This window comes from Paenibacillus sp. FJAT-27812, assembly GCF_001273905.1.
Taxonomy (GTDB): Bacteria; Bacillota; Bacilli; order Paenibacillales; family Paenibacillaceae; genus Pristimantibacillus.
In genome coordinates, this window is sequence record NZ_LIGH01000001.1 from 5,471,769 (window position 1) to 5,486,490 (window position 14,722).

The window sequence follows — 14,722 nt, forward strand, 5'->3', positions numbered from 1 at the left end:
GGATTGGCTATGACGGATATAAAAGCGGTCATTTTTGATTTGGATAACACCCTATTAGATCGTACCCATACCTTTAAGTCGTTTGCTGCTTCGTTTCTAGGCCATTATTTCAGTCATTTGGAAGCGCATGAACAACTGCTAGCGCTCATTATTGAGCTTGATCAAGACGGCTACAAGGACAAACGGGAGCTTTTCCGAGAATTGCTGGAACAGCTGCCATGGGTGACAAAGCCAGAGCACCAAGAGCTAATGGAGTATTACAGCGTACACTATGTGCAAAATGCAGTCCTCTTCGATCAGGCACTTGATGTCATCCATCATACCAAAAGCAAATATAAAATCGGGCTCATCACGAATGGCCGGACCGAAATCCAATACGGGAAAATCGATCGACTAGGATTACGTGAGCATTTTGACTTTATCATCGTTTCTGAGGAAGCGGGAGTGAAAAAGCCGGATCGACGCATTTTTGAAGCGGCATGGACCGAGCTGAAGCTGAAGCCCGAGCAGTGCATTTATGTTGGCGATCATCCCGTAAATGATATTGAGGGAGCCTCTCTCGCAGGATTAGGCACGATATGGGTTCAGGTGAACCAGCCTTGGCGCGAGGATTTGACGGCAACGCCGCTTCACAAGATTAATAGATTAAACGAATTGCTAGCAATCATCTAAGAAGAAAGAAGGATTTATATGGACGAAAGGTATCCGATTGGTACATTCCATGCGCCAGGCGAGATTTCATCGCTGCAGAGAGAGGCATGGATACAAGAAATCGAACGGCTGCCGAGCCGTCTCCGCAGCAGCGTTGAAGGTCTAAATGAGCAGGAACTAAATACCCCTTACCGGGAGGGCGGCTGGAGAATCAAACAAGTTGTACACCATGTTGCGGATAGTCACATGAACAGCTACATCCGATTTAAGCTCGCATTGACGGAGGAAACGCCAACGATTAAACCCTATTACGAGGAGCGCTGGGCGGAGCTTGGCGATACGGTTAATGCGGACATCGAGCTTTCTTTAGCGCTAATTGACCATCTGCACAAAAGATGGGCTATTTTATTAAGGTCGCTAACGGATTCGGATTATAAAAAGCTGTTTTTTCATCCGGGCTCAAAGGAAACGTATGCGCTGGATTACACGCTTGGCAGTTATGCATGGCATGGCAATCACCATGTTGCTCATATTATGGCATTCCGAAATAAAGGGATGAAAGTCATGGAGGGCAACGATGATTCGATATCAGGAAGGTAAAGTTGTGTCAGCGGCTGACCTATCCACTGTTTTTGCAAACTCGGGCATAAAACGTCCCTATCAAGATTTAGAGCGGATGCAAAAAATGATCGACCATGCAGATGTCATCATCAGCGCTTGGGATGGCGATAAATTAGTCGGCATAGCTCGTGCCATCACCGATTACGCCTATTGCTGTTATCTTTCGGATCTGGCTGTCGACAAGGCCTATCAACGAAATGGCATCGGGAAGCAGCTGGTCGAACGGTTAAGAGAGTCATTAGGTGCGGAAGTATCGCTCGTATTGCTCTCTTCCCCTATTGCTGTCGACTATTATCCGCGTATCGGATTTACGCATTCCGATAAGTGTTACGTCATCGCTAGAGAGAAATAATGAGGCATTACAATAAGGGGGTTACCTATGTTTGTATCAGGCCTTGCTACTAATCAAGACGTTAATATTCATTATTTGGATACGTTGCGAGAGGCGGATCATCGGCTTACGCCGATCGTAATTTGTCCCGGTTTATCGGAAGCAGCGGAAGAGTATGAGGATTTGTTATCCTATCTGCTGCCGCGAAGAGCGATTGTTCTCTCATTTCGCGGAAGAGGAAGAAGCGATACGCCGCGTGCCAAATATGATCTGGAGGATCACGTATCTGATTTGTCTGCCGTTATTCAAGAGACGGCAATCGGATCCTTTCATTTGTTTGGCAACTCCCGCGGTGTATCCTATGCGCTGGGGTATGCTCAAAAAAATGCCAAGCAGATCAAATCTTTAATTGTGGAAGACTACCCAGCCGAGCATAAGCAGATGACTGCTGAGTGGGCAGATGATTATATTAATCAGTATTTGATTCCTACAGGCCGGAACAAGCTCATAAGGCAGCAGGCTGTAAAAGGGATCCAACGGGATTCGACGCCGATCAAGCTCGATGGGAAGCTTGAGCTTCCTGCTTTGGTTATAAGAGGACTTCTTGAAGGATCATTGCTTAGCGAAGCGGATGTATTGCAATACGGTGACATGTTCACGACTGTTAAGGTCGAGGCGTTTGCTGATTCCGGACATAACATTCGCAATATGGAGCGAGATAAGCTCTATTTGACCATAAAGCAATTTTTGGATGAGCAAGAGGGCTAAGGAGAGGAGGCGTATTTTGAAAGCATTCCTGGTAACGGGCACTTCACGTGGTTTAGGCCTTGAAATTTGTAAGCAGCTCATTAAGCCAAGCCATATTATCTTCTCCATATCGAGGACTAATAATGAACGACTATCGGAGCTTGCGGCTGAGCAAGGCTGCAAATTTCATTTTATGAAATATGATTTGCAAAACGTTCAGGGCATTTCTCCTCTTATGGAGGAAATGCTTGAGCTGGTGGATCACTCCGAATTAGAATCGCTTACATTAATTAATAATGCTGCCCAAGTTTCGCCTCTTGGCGCAATCGATTGCTGCTCCCCTGAAGAAACGATTCGAAATGTGCAAATCAACCTGTTAGCTCCTATGCTGCTCACTCAGTCTTTAATTAAGCAAACGGATCACCTCGAATTAAAAAGAATAATTGTCAATGTCTCTTCTGGCTCGGCAAATTATGCAGCAGCCGGTATGAGCGCCTACTGCGCATCGAAAGCAGCATTAAATATGTTCACTTCATGCGTACAGCTTGAAGAGCATCGAGCCGTTACGGTCTATAAGGTCGATCCCGGTATGGTGGATACGGAAATGCAGGCAGAAGCGCGTCAAGTAGAGGGGCAGCCTGTTTTTGACTATTTTCGGCAGGCGAAAGAAGCGGGTTTATTAAAGACTGCCGAGAGCGTTGCGAAAAAAATAGTGAAAAGAGTCTTATCATCTTAGACGGGGATTTTAAGCAAGGGCTGCGGCTTGGACCCGCGGCTTTTTTTCACTAGCCTGACAATATCGGAAAAGTGGAGGACGATATGGATAAAATAACGGTTCAGTTATGTGATCTGGACACAAAAGCGATCATTAACAATATGTATCCGCTTTATCTGCATGACTTGTCGGGCATTAGGAATGTTTTGCCTAATAAATTTGGCGTGTTTGAGGAAAGTGACGACTATAAAACGCTTCAAGACCAAATTGCGGTGTTTGATATTTGGTGGGAAAAAGAGGGCGTTCTGTTTCCGTTTTTGATCAGGGTGAACGATGTGCCTGCTGGATTTGCGTTAATTGCAACGCCGCCTTATGTGTACGGCGACTCGAATTATTTGGTAAATGAATATTTTATATTGCGCCCCTTTCGCGGTAAAGGAGTTGGCGAGCATGCTGCAATCGAAATTTTCAAACGATTCCTAGGGAAATGGATGCTCTACACGACGGGAACGGAGAAGAATAGAAATGCGATTGCATTTTGGAGAAAAACGTTGCTCCGGTATACCGACAATCAATTCACCGAAGAAGATAAGGAGCTGGGCGACGTAGGACTTTGCAAGGTTTTTACTTTTTCAAGTAAGGCAATGGATTAATACTTTTACGATTCATGCTGAGCGTGGGAGGAAGTTTATTGGCGAGCAAAACACCTAAAAAGATTCATATTATTGGCTCTGTTGGGAGTGGAAAGTCAACGCTAGCTAAGCAATTATCAGTAAAACTCAGTATTCCATATTATGAACTGGACAATGTGGTATGGAGAAGGACGGAAAATGGAGACGTAAGAAATAGTAGCGAAGCAAGAGATGCGCAGTTAAATGGCATTATTGCCTCTGCTGAGTGGATAACGGAGGGCGTGCATTATAAATGGACCTCATCGTGTTTTGAACATGCCGAATTGATCATCTATCTCGACACGGCGATGTGGATTAGAAATTATAGAATATTAAAAAGGTTTATCGTACAAAAGCTTGGATTTGAAAAAGGGAATTACGAACAATCCTTTGATATGCTTAAGAAGATGTACATTTGGAACTACGGCTATCAGAAGCGGGATAGGCCAGTCATTTTTGATCTATTAGAACCGTACCAGAGTAAGCTATTGGTGCTGAAAGATAACGATAAAGTGGATCAATATGTGGATTTGGGTAATGAACAAATGAAGGCTGCCGGCGTGTAACGGTGGTGTTCCTTTCATCCCAAACCACCAACTAAATCAGCTAAACTTCCAAATTCAGCACGATTTGCTCCATCATTAAACGCACCAGAAGGGTTATTTTTTAATTCTTCCAGTCTTAATCGTTCTCTTTTTTCTTCAGGTGTTTCTTTTCTGGAATCCATCTAACCGCCCCCTAATAAAAGCTTACCTTAAACACACTACGAGCAACCTTATTTTCATTCATAATCAATGATATCCAGAAGCAATGGTATCCAAGGAATTAAATCACGCCAAATATGGAGTTAGTATTCCGATGGGATGCGGATAGGACTGATACGATGTTATCCGGCATGCCTGCTTCCTTTTGTGTGATTGCCTACTTGCTGCTGATAGCTGGATTTGCCATCATGATGGCCTCTGTCGCTTTTGAAAGCGCAGGAAGGAACTCAAGCACTTTTTTGCTGCGGTTTATTAGAGCATGGGGAGCATGGATGCCGATGTCTGCGATAACGGCTTTAAAGGCCGGAGTAAGTGATTCCTGCAGCTCCGGACTCGCGTCTGCGGCTAAAATGGTATGGCAACGAGCAAATGTCGCAACGATCCAAAAGATCGCTTCACGGTGAAGGCCGGCTCGAATGAGCTCATGGCTGCCGTCAATGGCGACCTTCCTTGCTTCTGCGGTAATGTCGCTGCTAAAGAAAAAGGGAGTTTTAGCAACTGCTGCTGCAGCATCGAAAGTCCGAGCAAGCTCGCCCAGATGATACTCGACTAGCTCCGGAGTCAGATGAGAGCAACCTAGCAGCTCTAACAGCTCTTCGTAAAGATTGGAAAATCCATATTCCAAAAGCACTTCGCGGGCAGCAACATAGCGCAGCCGCACAGTAGGATTCCGAAGCGCAGCCACTAGAATCATATGCGTAGTAACGCCGGTTGGAAATAGCCATGACGTTACTTGATCGTGCAACGGGGCGGAGTTGTTAATGGCAAGCAGCCCGTTTTCGATTTTTTGCCGAGCATTTTCACATCGACGGCGTACCCACTCCAGCTCAGAAAAATGGCGCGATACTTCACTTTGTAAACGACCCAGCTGTTTGGTGGGGTCAGCAATAATGGTGTTCATGCGGAAGCTTCCAGCCAAATGATAGGAGGTCAAAACTTCCCGGGCTGAGGATAGCTGACTCCATGTCATGTAAGTTACCTCTATTAAAGCACCATGGAATTCAAACTTACCGAGCTTGACAGGAGGCTCACGATGGGATGTGACAATGACGATATCGACATCCGACGCAGCCGGCATTTCCATATCATCTGGCATTGTAATAGTGGAACCGCTGAAATAAGCACCCATAAAATCAGGATGAAGGCTTGCATGTTCCATCACCCACAAAGCGGCTGCGGCCCGAGCATCTGCGACTTTCATATGAGTAAGACTCCTTTATCATAATGAATTGATAAATAAACATAATTGCCGATTCAACTTTATCCTTTAATCATACATCAAATTTGTTTAAAAATGGAATCATAAGAAATCATTATTATACGATTTCGTAGCCTATCAATGAATGAATCTATGCTTGCAACCTTCTGCGTTGAAGTTTCGTTTGGATCAAAGTAGGGTAATTTATTGAATAAAAGCAAACATCACAACTTTAGGTCAGGAGGACAAAGATAATGAACACAATTAAACTTAAGTGTGGACTTTTAGCAGCAGCGCTAGCAATTGGACTTACGTCGGCAGTTCCATTTACCCAGGCGGCGGCAGGGTCTACAGCAAAGGATCTATTCAGCGGGACTCCGGCAGGTGATTCGACATTCCATTTTAGCGATATTCAGTTTCTTAGCGGAACAACCGGACGGGCCGCAGGCAATGGATTCCTGATCGGAACCTCCGATGCAGGCGGTTCTTGGCAGTCTATTTATAAGGGAACATGGCAGTTTACTCAGCTTGACTTTATATCGAATACGACTGGCTTTGCTTTAGCGAAATCTTCAGCTGCCGGAACGAATGCACTGGTATATACGACGAATGGGGGGAGCACCTTCACGAAAATTCCAACAGGTGCACTCGCCCTTGAACGCATTCATTTTACGGATGCAAAAAACGGCTTCGGATATACACGGGCTTTTGCCTATAAAACGGCGGACGGCGGGAAAACGTGGACTAAAATTACGACTCCGGCAAATACTCGTTATGCGGAATTTACCGACGTGAAGCATGGTTGGGTGCTTACCTTAATACCGGGCTTCGGTTATAAGTTATCTAAAACAACAGATGGCGGAGCGACTTGGGCGACCAAGCTGGACGTCAAATCAGATGAGATTATCGGCGGTGAAATCTACACGAGCGGCAGCCAAATTTGGGCTGAGTTTTATGGCGGAGCGGGTATGTCCCAGCAGTCGTACTCCCTTTATGCATCCTCTGACAATGGATCAAGCTGGAAAAAAGTGATCAGCCAAAGCACGGCTGGAGGCGGACCGGCTCCCGGCGGCGCTGTCGGCATTGTGAAGGAAGGACCGGCTTCCCCTGGCGGCCATCCAAGCAACCTAGAACTGGTTGACGGCGCAGCGATTCTCGGAGGTTACTCGCCAGCGGGTGAAGTTATTGGAGTTGGCCGTTCATTAGATGCAGGAAAGTCGTGGAGCAATCTCAAAACCATTAAAGGTTTCCAGAGCGTTATTTCGTTCACAAGCAAGGATATCGGATGGATGGCTGATACAAGCTCGCTAAGTCCTGCAGTGTACAGAACAACGGATGGCGGTAAATCATGGTCCAAAAAAATCAGTATTCCAAGCGGAAGCAATTAAACGGCGATTGTGGTTCGGCAAAGTCATAGAGATGAATTAGACTGGTACCAGTAGGGTGCCAGTCTTTTTTTATGTTAAAACGTGCTAGAAAACTAAGGCTTAGATAATGATTTTAAATATTCGTTGACAGGAATATTCCTCAGATGGTATATTGAGTACAAGAAAAAGAAAAACAAACGAAATGAGGTGAGCAGATATGAATGGATATGGAAATCGTGGTCTTGCAATCTCCGTTACAAAGTCTAATTCATTCATTAAAGGAAAATCTGCATCATGAACGCATCGACATTTAGCGCACTAGCCGAGCCCAATCGTTTACGGATTGTGGAGCTTTTGCAAGGCGGTCCTCTAACCGTCGGTGAGATCGCCAATCGACTTCAAATCCGCCAGCCGCAAGCCTCAAAGCATTTAAAAGTTTTGCTCGACGCCGGACTAGTCGACGTTCAGGCTGACGCTAATCGGCGGAATTACAAACTTCGAATGGAGCCGTTCAAAGCATTAGATGAATGGCTTGAGAGCTACCGAAGCACTTGGGATGATCGGTTCGACAACTTGCATCATTACTTGCAGAAGCTGCAATTTGAAAAATCAACTAAAAATAATAACTAAATCTTAGGAGGAGTTTATAATGACAAACAAAATGATATCCAGAGTAGAGGGCCAAGAACTTATTTTAGAGCGTGTTTTCAATGCACCGCGCGAGCTTGTATTTAAAGCGTTCTCGGAGGCCGAGCATTTAAAGCATTGGTGGGGGCCTCGCGGTTGGACACTTACGGTTTGCAATGTTGATTTTCGTCCGGGCGGGGTATGGCATTACTGCATGAAGTGTCAGGATAAAAACCAAGGGGATTTTTACGGAGTCGAATCATGGGGCAAAGCCATCTACCAGGACATTGTTAAAAATGAAAAAATCGAATTAGTCGACTTTTTCTCAGATGCCGAAGGAAATGAATTGGAGGGAATGCCTTCCTCGCAGGTTACCATTACTTTCCTTGAACATGAGGGCAAAACAAAGCTTATTAACGTAGGCAGATACGCTTCCGCAGAAGCGCTCCAAGCCGTTATGGATATGGGAATGGAGCAAGGCATTTCTGAAACCTACGATCGCTTCGAGGAGCATTTACAATCGCTGCAATAAGAACATTCAACATAAAAGAGACTGCCCACGGGCAGTCTTTTCTTCTGTCTTAAGCTATAGATTAAGTGGAATAATAAAGCTCGCATTTACTCCGTATGGTTGTTTTTTTCATGGTTATTAGCTTTTTTGTGATCAGAATAGCTTTTGATTTTTACATTCATTGTATCATTTGGTTTATCATATGTGTTTTGTTTGTTAAAATTAGCAAGTAAAGAAAGAGGAGGCTATAAACTTGGCGAGGGTGAAGCTTGGACGGCCGAGGTGCGTGTTGAACAAACGATAGGAGAAGAAAAGTATGAGATTAAGCTTAAATACAAAGGAAATCACATAGCGGATATCGAAACCTTTAGTTATTTTGTGGAAGAAAAAATAACGATGTTTTAAACTTTAGCGCGGAGAAAGCTTCATTAGACAAAGAAGGCATATACTATAACAAATTGCTCATTGAAAATAGCCCATCTTCCCGGGCAGATGCAGAGTTAGTCATTAAATTAATAGGGAACGATACAAGTGAAAGCATAATTTTAATCGGTAAGTGATCGGCATCCATTTGAAAAAGCCGAGGAACAAGCCTTTGACTGCTCATTCCTCGGCTTTTTTACAGTTCAACTTATTGCGCAATCTGCTAAAATGAATACAGGACTTGGAAACTTAGTTAAGGATAACCTTTACTTGAGAAGATACTACTCCGCCCTTCACCGTTTGAACAATATACCAGTATTGTTTTGTTGGATCTACAGAAGTCGTGTCATAGTGAGAGGTAGTTCCTTTCGTTAAATCCTTTTTGTACACTTGGACCAAATTCGTTCTGTTTAGTTTAATAACCTTAATGGAATCATAGTCGGTCGTGGGATTCGTCCACGCAATGATGACCGGGGAAGTGCTCGTGAAATGAAGGTTGGTGACCGGGTCCGGCGCAGCTGCTGAAGTGATCGGCACTATCGAAAACAATAAAATGAAGCTTAAAACCATAATCCGGATCATGGAGCGTTCAGGCCATGTTCTCAACAAAGACATCATAATTCCTCCTTTAATATGGAAAAGATGAAACATATTTTACCGAAACCGATTGCTCCTCCTTTTCTTGGTCGTCAAGATAGACTTGTCTATCTGTTACTATAGTAACATCTTTATGTTAATAATGGTTAAATTTTCTTGTTTTTCTAACGGCAAGATTATGAATGATTTTACATAAGGAGTGTGGTTATTTGCTCGTTTTTATAACGTTATTCGTTCCATTACTGGGTACGTTGTGGTTTGCGAGTGTGATAATGCTTCTAAAAAATCTGAAAAATAATAAAAGCATCCAAAGATCATTCATTGTAAGCTTATTCCTAACCTTTATTTTTATATTTTCAGCAATGTTCGCAATCATGGCGATCGTGCAATTCCATGATCGCTTCCGATGAATGTGTTAAGAGAACAAAAAAATGTAATAGGTCTGCCGTTGCCAAATGAAACATGTTTAGTCATGGATGATGTTTTGCCGCGGCTTGAATTAATAACGGGCTCATTTGTATTAGCTTTTCAAGAAGACCAATTGTTGTTAACGAATTTGGCAGAAAGAGGATGGGACATTCCAGGCGGGCATGTTGAGGCTGGTGAAACGCCAATCGAAGCGATGAAAAGAGAGCTATACGAAGAAACCCGGGTTTTGGTCGAGTCTCCCCAGCTTCTTGGTTATGAACGCATCCGATTATTTACAAAGCCTAACAACTACAAGTATCCGTATCCAGATAGCTATATGTTATTTTATTGTGCGAAAATCATTCAGCTTGATCCTTTTGAAAGCACGATTGAAAGCAAAGGAAGAGGTTTATTTAAGCCAGAAGAAGCGTATAAGATCCCTTGGGTACAAGGAAACTCATTTTTTTACGAAGAGGCACGAAGACGCGTAATGGGAGGTTAACATGAAGATCCGTATGGGAACGATTGAAGATGTAACGAGTATCGCTCAAGTTCACGTTGCGAGTTGGCAGACCACCTACAAGGGAATCATCTCGGATGATTATTTGAACAATCTAAGCGTGGAGAGTCGTTTGAATAACTGGATTGGGGTATTTCAAAATCCGAAGCCGGATCATGCAGTGATTGTAGTCGAAAATGACGATGGAGCGATAGTCGGCTTTACACACGGCGGAAAATGCAGAAGCGAGCAATACAACTTTGACAGTGAAGTTTATTCGATATACTTGCTCAAAGAATACCAAGGACAAGGTTATGGAAAAGTTTTATTTTCCACATTGATCAATCATTTGAAGCTGCACAACTATCATTCGTGTATGTTATGGGTATTAGCTGATAATTCGGCGAAAGCCTTCTATTCCAGTTTGGGAGGCAAGATTTTTGCTGAGAAGGATATCCAAATCGGCAATGACATATTGAAGGAATTAGCTTTTGGCTGGGATGAGCTAGTTTAATTATATTGAGGCAGCCATTGCCCGCTAAGTACACTCGGCTGCGGCCAATACATTCAGGCGCTGTACCTACGCAACTTTACTTCACTGGCAATCGCTGATTTCCTACTCGGAAGCATCTCTCCCGATGCGATTCATCCCACGTCATTAGCGAACTTCTCCGCCAGCATACCGTATGCCGGGATTTCAAAAGCAAAATCTCTTATGAACAGATTGAAAATGAGCGCGGCTTATACAATATGGACACGGATTATGGCTGAGGAGGCTGCACTGGTTTAACGATACGACGAAAGAACCCCGCATAGAACCGTCTTATCTAACTGAGGAATTTGTTCGGCAGTTTGTGGAGGATACTTCTCGTTGGCTAATCCGGTTATTTGAGAAAGCTGAATATTAAAGCCGAGTTCCCTCGTGATTATGTAATGTGGTGTAATTTATTAAACCGCCATTGACAATGAAAATGATAATTGTTATCATTAGTTGTCTTTGAGGTGGATGAGATTCACTTCAACAAAAAAACAGTCATACAGGGGGAACTATCGTGTTTATGCGCAATAAGAAAAAATTCATACTGGTAATAATGAGTCTGATGGTGATGTCGCTTTGGCTTGCTGCTTGTGGAAGCAACAGTAACAACGAACCTGCTGCAACTGAGGCGCCGACTGCTACAGAAGCATCTACCGAGCATAAATTAAAGGATGCGCTTGGAAACGAAGTAACGATTCCTGCAAACCCGCAGCGTATCCTTGCTTCTTATTTGGAAGATCATCTAGTTGCTTTGGGTGTTAAGCCGGTTGCACAGTGGTCCGTACAAAACGGAACACAAGATTATTTGAAAGATTCGCTTGAAGGCATTCCAACGATTGCTTATGATCTTCCGTTTGAAGCGGTGACTAGCTTTAACCCTGATCTAATTATTATGGGTGGAAATAGTGCGGTTGAGGGCGATAAATATGCACAATACTCGAAGATCGCTCCTACTTACACGCTGGGCGATGAAATCAACGCTGACTGGCGCAAATCGCTTTTAAAAGTAGGCGAAGTTCTAGGAAAGAGCGATGAGGCTCAAAAAGTACTCGATGCCTATGAATTGAAAGCAAAGGAAGCAAAAGAAAAACTACAAGGCGTAGCAAAAGGCGAATCTGCAACAGCGATTTGGCTGGTTCAAAAAAGCTTCTTCGTCGTTAGCGACAAATTGTCAAGCGGCTCTGTCCTCTACAATGACCTCGGCCTTGCTGTACCAGAAGTCGTGAAAGAAATTTCTGCTGTGGGAACAGGCAACTGGAACGCCATTTCTCTTGAGAAGCTGGCTGAGATGGACGCGGATCATATTTTCCTCATCAACAGTGATATTGACTCCGGCTCGGAGGCATTGAAGGATCCGATCTGGCAAGCGATTCCTGCAGTTAAAAACGGCAAGGTTTACGAATTCCCAAATACGACGGCTTGGTTATATTCAGGTGCCATTGCTAACTCGCAAATTATCGATGACGTGCTTAAGAGTGTCGTAAAATAATAGTGTAAAGATGAACAAAGGGCTGTATCTGGATGCGATGATCGCAAAAGGGTATCGTCCTTTTTCCTTTCCGCAGCCTTCCGTGCCGCCAGAAATGGATGTATAATCAGATGGATATAACACTGGAGAGGGATGTGAGAAACGATGACTTTTCATATGAAGCGTACGGTGCCGATCCTTCGTTTTTTTGATGAATCGAAAGCAAAAGAGTTTTATTTCGATTTTTTAGAATTCAAATGTGATTGGGAGCATCGCTTTGATCCAGACGCACCACTTTATATGCAAATATCGAACGGCGACTGCATCATCCATTTATCCGAGCATTACGGTGATTGTTCGCCAGGCTCCGCCGTACGCATACAGGTAGAGAATGCCAAAGGATTGCAGCAGCACTTGCTAAGTAAAAAATATAAATTCGCACGGCCGGGCTTTGATGACGAATGGAACCAAGTGAGCATCACCGATCCGTCCGGCAATCGTCTCCATTTTTATACAGATATATAAAGGAGCAACTAGATATGGGATTCATTTCATTCTTTTTGCGAAAATATTTTATGGAAAAACCGCCCATCCTCATTGATTCCCATGAGGCTGCGGCGTATGAGCGTCTGCTCGCGCAGACAAACCCGGAAGCGGGAGCGATCGAGTACGACTGCCCTTATCCTAAGTATAGGTTCATCGCCTATATGACTGAGCATAAAGCTATGCTCGTTCATGGTTCCAACCATACTGCGATCGACCGATTTGAAACGAGGCGCCAGACGCTTTATAACGGTAAATATGTGGAAGCTGTATTTGCTACATCGGATGCTATTTGGCCGATCTTTTATGCGGTGTTTAATCGGAGCAAGCTGCATGGGAATTTTCGCAACGGATGCATTCGGGTCAAAAAGAACGTGAATCGCTTCTATTTTTTCTCGCTGACTGAAGCGACGATGAATAATTCCCCTTGGACAAGCGGAACGGTATATTTTCTGCCAAAGGAATCGTTTGCCAGATCAAGTAGCGGCTTCGTATATTTTGACGAATGGATAAGTAGAGAGACGGTTGCGCCTCGTTATAAACTAGCGGTATCGGCAGAAGACTTTCCTTTCATAGAAGAGGTGTCTAGTCATCGCAGCGAGGAATCGATTATGAAAACTTGGCTGCTCTATAAACGGAGAATCAGAGAAAAGCTTGCGTCGAGGCAGGATTGACAAGGTTAAATGGAGTGCGGGGGGGCAAATCAATTGGATCAAATGACGATGAATAGCGCTAGGGAAGTGGCGATAGCCGCGGCGTATGAAGCGGGACGGCTCACACGTGAGCGATTTGGCGATCTGGATCATTATGAGGAGAAGGATGATCACGGCGATATCGTAACGGAAGTGGATCATTTGGCTGAAGCTGTTATTTTGAATAAAATTAGGCGCGTATTCCCAGGTCATAAGATTCGTTCAGAGGAATTTGGCGAAAATGACGTTCAAAGCGAGTGGATGTGGCTGGTTGATCCGCTTGATGGAACAAATAATTTTGCGATTGGGCTGCCCTTGTTTGGCATATCGATAACGCTTATTTATGAGACAAAACCTGTGCTAGCGGTTATCTACGAGCCGATGACGGACCGATTATATGTTTCAAGCGAGAATGAAGGCACTTCATGCAATACGAAGCCGGTTCGTATGGGCGAAGCAAAAGCCTTTAAGAAAGCTAGAGTAGGCTGGATTCAGGGGCATGCGGTTCAAAATGAACCTCAAGCGGTAAAGCTTAGGCATTACATAGACGTAAGTACGAAAAGAATGATGCGGCTTTGGGCGCCAACGCTGCAATGGACGATGTTGGCCAGAGGCGATTTGGACGCGATTATCGTATATAACTCGGAAGGCGAGGATTTGTATTCAGGCCTCCTTATGGCGAAGGAAGCGGGAGGCATTATCGTTGATTTTTACGGCAAACCATTTGCTGGCATGAATGGACAGCCATATTTGATCGCATGCCATCCCGAGCATCAGAATTATTTTATAAACCTTGTCAAAGAAGGCTTACTATAGTTTAGGACCGTTATGCGGTAGACAAAAAGAGTGGTGAATGGTTTGGTAGAAGTAACGACGAGCATCATGATTAAGGCACCGATTGAACGCTGCTTTGATCTGGCGCGCGACATTGACGTCCATACGAGAACGGTTTGGAAGCATACGCGCGAGCAGGCGGTAGCAGGAGTCACGACAGGCTGTATCGGGGCGGGTGAGCTGGTTACGTTTGAAGCGACGCACTTTGGGATAAGACAACGGCTTACTTCGAAAATAACGGATTTTAACGCTCCCTATTTATTTGTTGATGAAACGCAAAAAGGCGCATTCAAGTACTTGAGGCATGTTCACATGTTTGAGAGGCACGGAGAAGGCACGCTCATGACAGATACGCTGCGGTTCGAGGCTCCGCTTGGATGGTTAGGGTGGATCGCCGAGCGGCTCGTTTTGAAGTCTTATATGACTAAGTTTTTGGAGCATCGGAACGAACAGTTAAAGCTACTAGCTGAAGCTTAGCTTGCAATGGACTTCTTTTCCTATCTCTATTTTTTTCAAT

20 protein-coding genes and 1 pseudogene are annotated in these 14,722 nt (G+C 44.2%); 18 read left to right on the top strand and 3 right to left on the bottom strand.

Annotation, left to right across the window (positions count from 1 at the left end):
* Positions 1-9 precede the first annotated feature (9 nt).
* The 7 genes from ADU23_RS23130 (at position 10) to ADU23_RS23160 (ending at position 4,302) form a co-directional block, all read left to right on the top strand.
* Positions 10-672, top strand: coding sequence for an HAD family hydrolase (locus tag ADU23_RS23130; protein WP_053375903.1), 663 nt, complete (start codon positions 10-12; stop codon positions 670-672).
* A gap of 18 nt (positions 673-690) precedes the next feature.
* Positions 691-1,251, top strand: coding sequence for a YfiT family bacillithiol transferase (locus ADU23_RS23135; RefSeq protein ID WP_053375904.1), 561 nt, complete (start codon positions 691-693; stop codon positions 1,249-1,251).
* On the top strand, positions 1,229-1,624 hold the full coding sequence (locus tag ADU23_RS23140) for a GNAT family N-acetyltransferase (protein ID WP_053375905.1): 396 nt from the start codon (positions 1,229-1,231) through the stop codon (positions 1,622-1,624). Before ADU23_RS23135 ends, ADU23_RS23140 begins: the two co-directional genes overlap by 23 nt.
* Before the next feature lie 27 nt (positions 1,625-1,651).
* On the top strand, positions 1,652-2,371 hold the full coding sequence (locus ADU23_RS23145) for an alpha/beta fold hydrolase (RefSeq protein ID WP_053375906.1): 720 nt from the start codon (positions 1,652-1,654) through the stop codon (positions 2,369-2,371).
* Between the two features lie 16 nt (positions 2,372-2,387).
* Positions 2,388-3,086, top strand: coding sequence for an SDR family NAD(P)-dependent oxidoreductase (locus tag ADU23_RS23150; RefSeq protein ID WP_053375907.1), 699 nt, complete (start codon positions 2,388-2,390; stop codon positions 3,084-3,086).
* A gap of 83 nt (positions 3,087-3,169) precedes the next feature.
* Entirely contained in the window at positions 3,170-3,718 is a 549-nt protein-coding gene (locus ADU23_RS23155) for a GNAT family N-acetyltransferase (RefSeq protein WP_053375908.1), read from the top strand.
* A 38-nt stretch (positions 3,719-3,756) separates the two neighbouring features.
* Positions 3,757-4,302, top strand: a complete 546-nt coding sequence (locus tag ADU23_RS23160) for a DNA topology modulation protein FlaR (RefSeq protein ID WP_231637512.1) — start codon at positions 3,757-3,759, stop codon at positions 4,300-4,302.
* Between the two features lie 20 nt (positions 4,303-4,322).
* Here ADU23_RS23160 and ADU23_RS34320 read toward each other — a convergent pair.
* Positions 4,323-4,463 (bottom strand): annotated as a pseudogene (locus tag ADU23_RS34320) (DUF6366 family protein); the annotation flags it as partial.
* Between the two features lie 194 nt (positions 4,464-4,657).
* Entirely contained in the window at positions 4,658-5,701 is a 1,044-nt protein-coding gene (locus ADU23_RS23170) for a hypothetical protein (RefSeq protein WP_053375910.1), read from the bottom strand.
* A gap of 251 nt (positions 5,702-5,952) precedes the next feature.
* On the opposite strand from ADU23_RS23170, the gene ADU23_RS23175 reads away from it, so the two are divergent.
* From ADU23_RS23175 to ADU23_RS23190, 4 genes are all read left to right on the top strand, one after another.
* Positions 5,953-7,086 carry a WD40/YVTN/BNR-like repeat-containing protein gene (locus ADU23_RS23175; RefSeq protein WP_053375911.1) on the top strand — a complete coding sequence of 378 codons (1,134 nt, stop codon included), beginning with the start codon at positions 5,953-5,955 and terminating at the stop codon, positions 7,084-7,086.
* Positions 7,087-7,359: 273 nt separating this feature from the next.
* Complete coding sequence (locus ADU23_RS23180) at positions 7,360-7,695, top strand: ArsR/SmtB family transcription factor (RefSeq protein ID WP_053375912.1); 336 nt, start codon at positions 7,360-7,362, stop codon at positions 7,693-7,695.
* A 19-nt stretch (positions 7,696-7,714) separates the two neighbouring features.
* Entirely contained in the window at positions 7,715-8,224 is a 510-nt protein-coding gene (locus ADU23_RS23185; protein ID WP_053375913.1) for an SRPBCC domain-containing protein, read from the top strand.
* 192 nt (positions 8,225-8,416) lie between these two features.
* Entirely contained in the window at positions 8,417-8,608 is a 192-nt protein-coding gene (locus ADU23_RS23190; RefSeq protein WP_157265914.1) for a hypothetical protein, read from the top strand.
* Between the two features lie 267 nt (positions 8,609-8,875).
* Here ADU23_RS23190 and ADU23_RS23195 read toward each other — a convergent pair whose 3' ends face one another.
* Positions 8,876-9,241, bottom strand: coding sequence for a hypothetical protein (locus ADU23_RS23195; protein ID WP_053375915.1), 366 nt, complete (start codon positions 9,239-9,241; stop codon positions 8,876-8,878).
* A gap of 388 nt (positions 9,242-9,629) precedes the next feature.
* On the opposite strand from ADU23_RS23195, the gene ADU23_RS23205 reads away from it, so the two are divergent.
* The 7 genes from ADU23_RS23205 (at position 9,630) to ADU23_RS23235 (ending at position 14,682) form a co-directional block, all read left to right on the top strand.
* Entirely contained in the window at positions 9,630-10,133 is a 504-nt protein-coding gene (locus ADU23_RS23205; RefSeq protein WP_053375917.1) for an NUDIX domain-containing protein, read from the top strand.
* Between the two features lies 1 nt (position 10,134).
* Entirely contained in the window at positions 10,135-10,644 is a 510-nt protein-coding gene (locus ADU23_RS23210) for a GNAT family N-acetyltransferase (RefSeq protein ID WP_053375918.1), read from the top strand.
* 544 nt (positions 10,645-11,188) lie between these two features.
* Positions 11,189-12,157, top strand: coding sequence for an iron-hydroxamate ABC transporter substrate-binding protein (locus ADU23_RS23215; protein ID WP_053377788.1), 969 nt, complete (start codon positions 11,189-11,191; stop codon positions 12,155-12,157).
* Positions 12,158-12,301: 144 nt separating this feature from the next.
* A complete protein-coding gene (locus ADU23_RS23220) occupies positions 12,302-12,661 on the top strand; it encodes a glyoxalase superfamily protein (protein WP_231637513.1) in 360 nt (119 codons plus the stop codon).
* Between the two features lie 14 nt (positions 12,662-12,675).
* Positions 12,676-13,353, top strand: a complete 678-nt coding sequence (locus ADU23_RS23225) for a hypothetical protein (RefSeq protein WP_063846083.1) — start codon at positions 12,676-12,678, stop codon at positions 13,351-13,353.
* A gap of 42 nt (positions 13,354-13,395) precedes the next feature.
* The gene (locus ADU23_RS23230) at positions 13,396-14,187 is read left to right on the top strand and encodes an inositol monophosphatase family protein (RefSeq protein WP_053377790.1); all 792 of its coding nucleotides are present in this window, start codon (positions 13,396-13,398) and stop codon (positions 14,185-14,187) included.
* 30 nt (positions 14,188-14,217) lie between these two features.
* The gene (locus ADU23_RS23235; RefSeq protein WP_269433124.1) at positions 14,218-14,682 is read left to right on the top strand and encodes an SRPBCC family protein; all 465 of its coding nucleotides are present in this window, start codon (positions 14,218-14,220) and stop codon (positions 14,680-14,682) included.
* Positions 14,683-14,722: the final 40 nt, after the last annotated feature.

What these genes read in the sequence shown, in the direction of transcription:
- ADU23_RS23175 (WP_053375911.1), top strand. Translation starts at nt 5,953, where the DNA reads ATGAACACAATTAAACTTAAGTGTGGACTTTTAGCAGCAGCGCTAGCA.
- ADU23_RS23230 (WP_053377790.1), top strand. Translation starts at nt 13,396, where the DNA reads ATGACGATGAATAGCGCTAGGGAAGTGGCGATAGCCGCGGCGTATGAA.
- ADU23_RS23145 (WP_053375906.1), top strand. Translation starts at nt 1,652, where the DNA reads ATGTTTGTATCAGGCCTTGCTACTAATCAAGACGTTAATATTCATTAT.
- ADU23_RS23170 (WP_053375910.1), bottom strand. Translation starts at nt 5,701, where the DNA reads ATGAAAGTCGCAGATGCTCGGGCCGCAGCCGCTTTGTGGGTGATGGAA.
- ADU23_RS23135 (WP_053375904.1), top strand. Translation starts at nt 691, where the DNA reads ATGGACGAAAGGTATCCGATTGGTACATTCCATGCGCCAGGCGAGATT.
- ADU23_RS23185 (WP_053375913.1), top strand. Translation starts at nt 7,715, where the DNA reads ATGACAAACAAAATGATATCCAGAGTAGAGGGCCAAGAACTTATTTTA.
- ADU23_RS23130 (WP_053375903.1), top strand. Translation starts at nt 10, where the DNA reads ATGACGGATATAAAAGCGGTCATTTTTGATTTGGATAACACCCTATTA.
- ADU23_RS23225 (WP_063846083.1), top strand. Translation starts at nt 12,676, where the DNA reads ATGGGATTCATTTCATTCTTTTTGCGAAAATATTTTATGGAAAAACCG.
- ADU23_RS23140 (WP_053375905.1), top strand. Translation starts at nt 1,229, where the DNA reads ATGATTCGATATCAGGAAGGTAAAGTTGTGTCAGCGGCTGACCTATCC.
- ADU23_RS23155 (WP_053375908.1), top strand. Translation starts at nt 3,170, where the DNA reads ATGGATAAAATAACGGTTCAGTTATGTGATCTGGACACAAAAGCGATC.
- ADU23_RS23220 (WP_231637513.1), top strand. Translation starts at nt 12,302, where the DNA reads ATGACTTTTCATATGAAGCGTACGGTGCCGATCCTTCGTTTTTTTGAT.
- ADU23_RS23180 (WP_053375912.1), top strand. Translation starts at nt 7,360, where the DNA reads ATGAACGCATCGACATTTAGCGCACTAGCCGAGCCCAATCGTTTACGG.
- ADU23_RS23195 (WP_053375915.1), bottom strand. Translation starts at nt 9,241, where the DNA reads ATGTCTTTGTTGAGAACATGGCCTGAACGCTCCATGATCCGGATTATG.
- ADU23_RS23205 (WP_053375917.1), top strand. Translation starts at nt 9,630, where the DNA reads ATGAATGTGTTAAGAGAACAAAAAAATGTAATAGGTCTGCCGTTGCCA.
- ADU23_RS23210 (WP_053375918.1), top strand. Translation starts at nt 10,135, where the DNA reads ATGAAGATCCGTATGGGAACGATTGAAGATGTAACGAGTATCGCTCAA.
- ADU23_RS23215 (WP_053377788.1), top strand. Translation starts at nt 11,189, where the DNA reads ATGCGCAATAAGAAAAAATTCATACTGGTAATAATGAGTCTGATGGTG.